Raw genomic sequence first — 7367 nt, 5'->3', positions numbered from 1 at the left:
CACCCCCACCGCCGTGCTGTCACCCAACGAGACGTAGTTGACGCTCATCGACGTTCGTCCACCCCCGTGCCCATCCGTCCAGGCCTTCGTGAACCGCGGTCCTGCTTCGACATCAGGGAACGGTCAGCGCGCGCAGCAGGCGCCCGCCGCCGGGACCGGCCACGCGCAGCAGCAACGTGCTGCCCTTGGGCGCGGCGCGGATGGCGGCGGCCAGTTCCTTCGCGCTGGCGATGGGCTTGCGGTTCGCCTCCACCACCAGCATGCCCGGGGCCAGCTGCGCACGGTCCGCGGGCGAGCCAGGGATGATGTCGGTGATGAGCGCGCCGGCGCGCTCGGTGAAGCCCGCCTGGGACGCGGTGCGCGCATCCAGGTCCTGCAGGGACACGCCCACGCGGCGCGAGCTGTCCTGCTCGTCGGCGGCCTCCGGCTTCTTCTTGGTCAGGCCCTCCAGGTCCGGCCGGGTGCCCATCGTCACCTTGACGTCCTGCTTCTTGCCGTCGCGATAGAGGCTCAGCGTCGTGACGCTGTTGGGCTTCTTGAGCGCCACGGTGCGGGTGAGCTCGCTGTCGGAGCGCACCTGCTTGCCGTCCACGGCCACCACCACGTCGTCCGCCTTGAGGCCCGCCTTCGCCGCCGGTGAGCCGGGGTTGATCTGCGTGAGGATGGCGCCTTCGCTCACCGGCAGCTTCAGCGCCTGCGCCAGGTCGCGATTGAGGGGCTGGATGCCCACGCCCAGCCAGCCACGCGTGACGGAGCCTTCCTTCTCCAGCTGCGGCAGCAGCGCCTTGATCAGGTTGCTGGGCACGGAGAAGCCGATGCCCGTGCCGCCGCCGACGATGGCGGTGTTGATGCCCACCACCTCGCCCTTCATGTTGAAGAGCGGGCCGCCGGAGTTGCCCGGGTTGATGGCCGCGTCCGTCTGCAGGAAGTCGTCGTACACGCTGGCGCCAATCTCACGGGCGCGCGCGGACAGGATGCCCACGCTCACGCTGGAGGCCAGGCCGAACGGGTTGCCGATGGCCAACACCCAGTCGCCCACGCGCACGGCGTCGGAGTCCCCCAGCTTCACCGTGGGGAGCTGATCCACCTTCTCCTTCACCTTCACTACGGCCACGTCGGTGAGCGGGTCGCGACCCACCACCTCGCCCGTGAACGAGCGGCCGTCATCCAGGCGGATGGTGATGGTGACCGCGTCCTCGATGACGTGGTTGTTGGTGAGCACCAGGCCCTTGGGGTCGATGATGAAGCCGGACCCGGCGCCCTGGCGGATCTGCTCGCGCTCGCTGCGGCCGCGGCCCCGTCCGTTGCCGCCTCCGAAGAACTTGTCGAAGAGGGGGTTGTCCTCCATGCCCTCGGGCACTTCGGGGCGGGCCTGCACATCCACGTTCACCACGGCGGACTTCACCGACTCCACCAGCGGCGCCAGCGAGGCCAGCGACTGGGCCTCACGCGTGGCGGGCTGGAGGTTGCCGGCCTGACCGGAGGCCGCCTGCTGCGTCTGGGGCGCGGGCGGCTTGGGAGCGGCGGGGGCCTGCGCGAGGGCGAGCGTGGGTGACACCACCACCAGCACGGCGGCCACGAGCTTGCGACGGAACGAAGGGAGCGTGTGGGTCATGGATTCCTCAACCTAAAGCGGAAACGAAGCCCCGCAACCGGAACGACATCGCCCGGTGACGGAAGGTGAACCCCCGGCACGGCCGCCTGTTCCCGGGGCGCTCAACCGGGCCGGTAGACGCGGTAGTCCAGCTCGGGGAACAGGGTGTCGCGGGCCTCCACATGGGAAAGCCACGGCTCGTCGATGGTGCCGGCGCGCACCTGGTCGTGCAGGCGCAGGAAGCGCTGCAGGTGCTCCTTCGTGCGGCGCACGGCGTAGTCCACCATGGTGCCGGTCTTCATGATGAAGGCCCAGTCGGAGGACTGCGCGAGCAGCAGCTCCCGCGCGGCCTGGTTCAGCGCCCGGCGCTTGAGGGACGGCGCGTCCGGGAAGTCCCGGGCCAGCTCCACCATCTGCCGCGCGGCGTGGTTGAGGTGCCGGTAGATCCAGTCGTTGGTCCCGTCCAGCCACATGTTCGCGTAGCCACCCGCGCCCCAGGACGACATGGGCGGAGTGGCCACCTGGTTCTCCGCGTGCTCGCGCAGGTCGTCCAGCGGGCTGATGAGCTGGAAGCGGCTGGGGTTTCGCGCGGCCTGGCGGATGAGCGCGTCGATGAAGTGGGGACCCTCGAACCACCAGTGGCCGAAGAGCTCCGCGTCGTAGGGCGCGACGACCACGGGCTTGCGGCCTCCCATGCGCGACGCGAGGTATTCGAACTGGCGCTCGCGGTTGAAGAGGAAGTTGCCCGCGTGGACCCAGGCGCGCTCGCGGGCGGCGGCCGGGTTGTAGGGCTGCTTGTCGTTCGTCTTGCCGGTGATGCGGAAGTACTTGAAGCCGGTGTTCTTGCGGTCGCCGGTGGGCTGGATGAAGGGCCGGATGTAGTCCAGGTCCAAGTCCCAGCCGATGTCCCGGTAGAACTCGCGGTAGATGGGGTCGCCGGGGTAGCCGTGCTCGGTGCTCCAGACCTGCTGGCTGCTCTCCGGGTCGCGCGCGAAGGCGGCGACGCCGGGCTCGGTGAAGATGGGCGCGTAGGGGCCGTGCAGCGGGCGGGGCGTGGCGTCCGTGAGCGCGTGCGTGTCCACGAAGAAGTAGCGGATGCGCTCGGCGGAGAGGATGCGCTCCAGGCCCGGGTAGTAGCCGCACTCGGCCAGCCAGATGCCGGCGGGGTCGCGGCCGAAGTTCTGGCGGTAGTGGTTCGCCGCCACCGTGACCTGGGCGCGCACGGCCTCTGGCGTCTGCTGCATGAGCGGCAGGAAGCCGTGGGTCGCGTTGCAGGTGAGGATGTCCAGGTGGCCGGAGTCCTGGAGCCTGCGGAACGCGGCCACGAGGTCGCGCTTGTAGTGGTTGTGGTACGCGAGGCGCAGCGATTCGAAGTGGTCTCGGTGGAAGACGGCCAGCGGGTGGAAGGTGGCGTCGTCGCGGGTGCGGTGGACTTCGCGGGCGCCCAGCTCGCACAGCAGGTCCAACCGCCGGGCGTAGCGCTCACGCAGGAGGTCGTCGTTGAGCATCGACACGAGCGTGGGCGAGAGCGTCATCGTCACCCGGAAGGGGACGCGGTCCTCGACCAGCGTGTCGAACACGCGCAACAGCGGCAGGTACGTCTCGGAGATGGCTTCGTAGAGCCAGTCTTCCTCGAGGAAGTCTTCGTACTCGGGGTGGCGGACGAACGGCAGGTGCGCGTGAAGGACCAGCGCGAGGGAGCCCAGGCTCATAGGTCGGTCGGAGAGGCCGTGCGGGTTCACTTCCGTCCGCGGCGCGAAGGCCGGGACTTGGAGGACGACTTGGAGCCCGGAGACTTGGGCTCCGGTGGGTTCTTGGCCGCCGCCGGAGGAGCGGCGCCCTGAACCGCCGGGGTCTCCACCTTGGAGGCAGGAGCGGCGGGAGCAGGGGCCGGAGCGGCGGGCGCCTCGGCCTTCGCGGGCGCGGGGCTCGGGGGCACGGAGGCCGGCACGTCCTTTCGAGCTGCCTCGGCGGTCTCGCGGGCCCTGTCGAGCGCGCGCTGTTCGGAAGCGGTGGGGCCCCGCGCCACGCTCAAGGCCCACGGGTCCTTGGGAGGCTCGGGTTCCGAGGGCCGCCACGCGTCCGGAGCAGGAGTCCCAGAGGAGACCGAAGCCTGGGCACCCACGGGAGTCGCGGTCGCCACGGCGCCGGGACGCGACAGGGGCAGATCCCGAGCTTCCAGCACCTCACCCTGTGATGAAGGTGCGGCCAGCTGCGCGAGCGCATCCTCCAGATAGCGAGCGCCTGAAGCCTCGGCCGCTCGCGGAACCGTGAGGGGCTGCAGATCCGAAGCACCCGTCGCACGATCCACGGACAGGTAGCGCTGATCCGAAGCGCCCGCCGCCCGGGGCACGGTGAGGTACTGCTGATCCGAAGCCCCCGTCGCGCGATCCACGGACAGGTAGCGCTGATCCGAAGCGCCCGCGGCCCGAGGCACCGTCAGGTACTGCTGCTCCGAAGCGCCCGCTTCCCGAGCCACGCTCAGGTAGCGCTGGTCCGAAGCACCCGGGGCACGCGGTACTTCCAGATACCCCTGCCCTGCCGCGCCTTCTACGTACCGCTGCTCCGAAGCGCCCGGTGCCCGCTGCACCTCCAGATAGCGGTACTCCGACACGCCGCCCGGAAGCAGCGTCTGCCCGTACCGCTGATCCGAAGCGCCCGGAGCACGTGGCACCTCCAGATAGCGCGCGTTCCCACCCTGCCCGTAGCGCTGGTCCGAAGCGCCCGGCGCCCGCTCCACGGACAGGTAGCGCTGATCCGAGGCCCCGGGCGCCAGCACCGCGCCCTCACCGAGCGTTGCCTCCCCGATGCGCGCGTAACGCTGGTCCGAAGCCCCCGGCGCACGCGGCGCGCTCTCCAGATAAGCCTCTTCCGCGTAGCGCTGATCCGAAGCGCCCGGGACTCGCGGCGCATCGACATAATAGGTCTCGTCGCGCTCGCGGTGGACCTCCGGCACGTCCACCACCCCGGCGCTGCCCGGCAGCTGCACCCGGCGCCAGGTCACGTACTCGCGCTCCTCCACCCGGGGGACGCGTGCGGACACCGCCGCGGGCACGGCCGCCGCGCGCAGCCGGTCCACCACGGGCGGAGGCGGCATGCGCAGGAAGCGGATGGACGTGTCCGTCGACGGGCCCGAGGGCGGCAGCGTGGCCCGATTGGACGAATGTCCGATGCGGCGCGACCGTCCATCCGAACCGACGAAGTGCGCCTCCACCCGGTACGTGCGCCCGGGCGTCATGCCCTGCAGATAGAAGCTGCGCGACTCCAGCGCGAAGTCCACCTCGCGCGACACGCCCTCGCCGTCGAACACCTTCATCACCGCGCGCGGCGACGGCAGGTCGTCCAACGCCCGGTTCCGGCTCGCGTCGCTGAAGTCCCAGAAGACGAAGAGCGTGTGCGGATCCCTCGCGAGCAGCACCATCGCGTCGTCCTGGTAGTCCAGGGGCAGCATCGCCAGGCGCTCGTCCCGCTCCGGCGACGCGTCCGCGGGAGGCAGGCGCGGCGCCTGCTCCTCCAGGAGGTGGTGGCGGCGCGCTTCCTTCTCCCCCGCCATCTTCGTCACGAAGAACCCCTCCACCAGGGGCTCGGCGGCATGCGGCGGCTCGGAGGCGGCAGGCGCGGGCTTCGCGGCGGCGGGCACGTCCTCCGAGGGAGCGCTCGACGGCCGCGGCGTCGGCGCATCGGGCGCCAGGGGCAGCGTGTCCTCGTCGTCCGGGTCGCGCCGCGCCTTGCCTCGGGCGTGGAACGTCACCACCCGTGCGGGCCGCGTCTTGGGGCCACCACTGGGCTCGGTGATGGGCTCCTCGGAAAGTTCCCGTGGCTGTGATGCGGCGGGGCTCTCGGGCGGCGGCAGGGGCACGGTCTCGGGGGCCGGGCCAGGGACGGGACGGGAATCCGCCCGGCCGGAATCCAGCACGCGCTCCTCGCCGCCCACGTCACCCGAGCCGCGCCGGGACGTCGTCAGGCCGGCCATGCGCGCGAGCCGCCCCAGGGCGGGAATGCGCTCGGCCAGCGCGGTGACAATCTCCCGCCCGCGGGACGCGCCAGCCCCGTCCCGGAGGTATTTCCGGGCCAGCTGCCGCAGGTAGCTCACGGTGACGCCCTTCCGCTCATCCATGGACACCTCGCCTCGTTATGACGCGGCATACAGGGGGTCAACGCATCCGTCACGGGATGTGTTGTTCCGCCGACCCCGCTCATCTTCCGTCACGGCCGATGACACCTCACCCGTGTCCAAGTATCCTGCGACCGCTTGAGTGACCTGCCCAGACTTCTCCTGTGCAGCTTTGACGTCATCCCCGGCCCGTCTGGCTCCTCACGCCGACTGACCGAGTATCTGAAGGCGTTGCCTGATCGCTTCTCCGTGGTGGTGCTGTCGGCGAAGACGCCCGACCACTCCCATATCGAGAAGTACCAGGGCGCCCGGCTGCTCCGCGTCCCGGTAGGCTCCGGGGACCTGGCGTCGCGCATCCAGTCCTTTGAACGGGCCGTGCGCCGGCAGCTGGAAAGCGAGGACTACGCCCTCGCCCACTTCACGGACCCCTTCGGCGGCTACGCGCTCTGCGAGCTGAAGGCGGACTACGGCTACCGCCTCATCTATGAGGCGCAGACCTTCCCCTCGCAGGAGCTGCGCTACACCCATCCGCAGACGGACGGGGACCGCCGCTTCCTGTCGAAGATCCGCCGCCAGGAGCTGTTCTGCCTGATGAACGCGGACCTCGTCGTCACCGGGTCGCAGACGACGCGCGCGTACATCCAGGGGCTGGGCGCGGCGGAGGACCAGCTGCGCACGCTGCGCGCGCCGGTGGACCTGAAGCCGTACGACCCGGAGGTGCTCGGCGCCCCGGACGGCTCTCCGCTCAGGATGATGTACCTGGGCAGCCACGTGGGCTGGCAGGGCCTGCCCACCCTGCTGCGCGCCACCGCGCTCGCGGCCCAGCAGGTGGACGTGCGCCTGACGCTGGTGGGCGCGCACCACCCGGACTGGAAGCCCCATCTCGAGGACCTGGTCAACGACCTGGGTATCAAGGAGAAGGTCGACTTCCAGCCGCCCGTCTCGCACGACGACCTGGTGAAGGTGCTGGCGCTGGCGGACGTGGGGGTGCTGCCGCTGGACGACTCGGAGCGCAACCGGCTCCAGGGTGGACCGCTGGCCAAGGTCTCCGAGTACCTGGCCGCCGGCCGGCCGGTCATCGCCGCGGACCTGCCCGTCACCCGCGAGCTGATTCCGAAGGAAGCGGCCGTCTTCTTCCCCCCGGGCGACAGCCGCGCCCTCTCCGAGCGCATCCTGGACCTGGCGCGCGACGTGCCCCGCCGCGTGGCGCTGGGCCGGGCCGGGCGTGCGTTCGCGGAGAAGGTGCTGGACGCGGGCCTCATCCGGGGCAAGTTGCTGGACCTCTACGACTCGCTCCTGGAGAAGCGGGGCCACGTCCCGGTGGAGGCCGCCAGCGAGCCGCCCGACGTCACGATGACGGGCACGCCCACGAACCGGCTCGCGAACCTGGGCATGCCGGAGGCGTCCAAGCCCGCGCCGGTGCCCAAGCCGCCCGCGAAGCCCGCCGCCCAGGCCGCGTCCGACGAAGCCGCCGCGCCCCCCGCGAAGGAAGGCTCGGAGGACCCGCCCGTGGTGATGGGCATGGCCCTGGACTCCGACGGGATGGACACGCGGCTGGTCAAGACCGAACCGGACATGCGGCCCGACGAAGTCCCCATGGTCATGGGCCTGCCGCTCCGCGAGTCCGGCGCGCCCGCCCCGGCCCCCGCGAACAAGGAA

4 protein-coding genes are annotated in these 7367 nt (G+C 71.1%); 1 reads left to right on the top strand and 3 read right to left on the bottom strand.

Annotated features, from left to right (window positions below; all coding sequences use genetic code 11):
* Positions 1 to 112: 112 nt before the first annotated feature.
* From D7X32_RS41875 to D7X32_RS41865, 3 genes are all read right to left on the bottom strand, one after another.
* Positions 113 to 1615, bottom strand: a complete 1503-nt coding sequence (locus D7X32_RS41875) for a trypsin-like peptidase domain-containing protein (protein WP_120608099.1) — start codon at positions 1613 to 1615, stop codon at positions 113 to 115.
* 101 nt (positions 1616 to 1716) lie between these two features.
* Entirely contained in the window at positions 1717 to 3306 is a 1590-nt protein-coding gene (locus D7X32_RS41870; protein ID WP_120608098.1) for a glycoside hydrolase family 57 protein, read from the bottom strand.
* 26 nt (positions 3307 to 3332) lie between these two features.
* A complete protein-coding gene (locus D7X32_RS41865; protein WP_158625859.1) occupies positions 3333 to 5711 on the bottom strand; it encodes a DUF4912 domain-containing protein in 2379 nt (792 codons plus the stop codon).
* A gap of 177 nt (positions 5712 to 5888) precedes the next feature.
* On the opposite strand from D7X32_RS41865, the gene D7X32_RS41860 reads away from it, so the two are divergent.
* Positions 5889 to 7367: glycosyltransferase family 4 protein (locus D7X32_RS41860; protein WP_120608100.1), on the top strand; the 1479-nt coding region annotated here is incomplete at its 3' end.

The sequence above is a fragment of the Corallococcus carmarthensis genome (assembly GCF_003611695.1).
Taxonomy (GTDB): domain Bacteria; phylum Myxococcota; class Myxococcia; order Myxococcales; family Myxococcaceae; genus Corallococcus; species Corallococcus carmarthensis.
This window is presented reverse-complemented; position numbering and strand designations above follow the sequence as displayed.